At 71.8% G+C, this 1,518-nt stretch carries 1 pseudogene; it reads right to left on the reverse strand.

What is annotated here, in order from left to right:
* Positions 1 to 433 precede the first annotated feature (433 nt).
* Positions 434 to 1,518, reverse strand: a pseudogene (locus ACFWPT_RS39420) (hypothetical protein); the annotation flags it as partial.

Raw genomic sequence — 1,518 nt, forward strand, 5'->3', positions numbered from 1 at the left:
CGTCCCGGCGGTGGTCTTCGGCTGCGGCTTCGACTGTGAAAACATGCCCATGGTCTTTCTCCTGGGTCTGACGAGAGGGTCGGGAGAGAGGCCCCCGGGCCGTGTGACCGGCCGGGGCCGGGGCCCTGCCCGCTGGTATCGGGCGGGGCCCCGGTTGCGCTGTTCCTCGTGATCATCGGCGGGGAGAGTGATTGTCACTCAGCCCACTGACAATTCGCATTCTCTTTCTGGCGGCCTGTGGATAGGGGGGTGATATCTCCTCCCCTAACCCGTCCGCTAACCCGTCCGTAATGCCGGACGTGGTGTCCCTTGTGGGATGCTTTGTAGGGTGTCTCGTGGAACTCACCGGTTTTCTCACCAGGGGGACCGGACCAGATCACAATCTGGTAACTGCCTCTGGTGAGTTCCGGCCCACCAAACTCCCCACCGCAGGTCAGAGGTACTGACCGGTCCCCGGGGCCGGGGCTGGCTCCACCAGGGCCGGCCGCTGCTGCCGCCGGATCTCCCGCTTGAGGCTGTCCGCGTTGACCTCCCGGCCCAGGACCACGGGAACCATCTCGGTGAGCGCCGCCGGGTCGTCCACGCCGATCGCCCGGAGTTCCCGGACGGCCGCCGCGACGTTGTCCGCCTTCACCCCGGGAAGCGCCGCAGTCAGGACCAGCTCCGGCGTCCTCTCCTCCGCCGGGAGGGGGATCTCCGCCGGAGCGCCGCCGTTGTCCGGGCGGACAGAATCCGGGCCCGCCGGGGCCAGGAACAGCGGCTTCACCAGCTCCGGGCGGACAGCTCCGGCGTCCGGGCGGACAGGCTCCGGCCGCTCCGCCGGGACGGACAGCCGGGCGGACACGGCGGCGGACACGGGGCCGGACAGCGCCGCCACCAGCTCCGCCAGGCCGGAGGCGTCCGGCACCGCCGGGGCGATGGCCGCCGGAGCGGGGCGCGACGCCTCGAACGCGGCGCGGGCCAGCTCCTCCCGGCGGACCTGGAGGTCCAGGGCGATCCGCTCCCGCTCCGCCTCGAAGTCGGCGCGCTGGGTCTGGAGCTGGATCGCGGCGGCGTGCTCGGCCCGCTCTGAGTCCAGCCGGTATCCGGCGTCGTAGGCGGCCAGGGCCCGGCCGTGCCGGTCGGCGGCGGCGTCCTTCACCCGGGCCCGACCCTCCCGGGTGACCAGCAGCTCACTCGCCAGGCTCCCGCCCAAGACCAAGGGGGTGATCACCGCCTTGAGCATCAGCGGCATCATCACGCTGACGACGCCCAGCACGATCGCGCCGATCTTCCCGTGACCGGCGGACAGCACGCCGGAGAGCAGGTTGAGGCCGGCCGACAGCAGCAGCAGGGCCGACATGCGGTTGTAGTGCTTGAGTGCCTTCGCCGGAGCGTCCCGGTGGGTGTAGACCTCCAGCAGGAGGTAGATCCACCCGAGGTCGATCGCCCCGCCGGCCGCCGCACCCCACCACCACCCGGCGCCCAGCACCTCCATCAGCCGCATCAGGTCCCAGACCGAAGCGGCGGCGGCGGCCG

It is taken from the genome of Kitasatospora sp. NPDC058478 (genome assembly GCF_042720345.1).
Lineage (GTDB): Bacteria > Actinomycetota > Actinomycetes > Streptomycetales > Streptomycetaceae > Kitasatospora.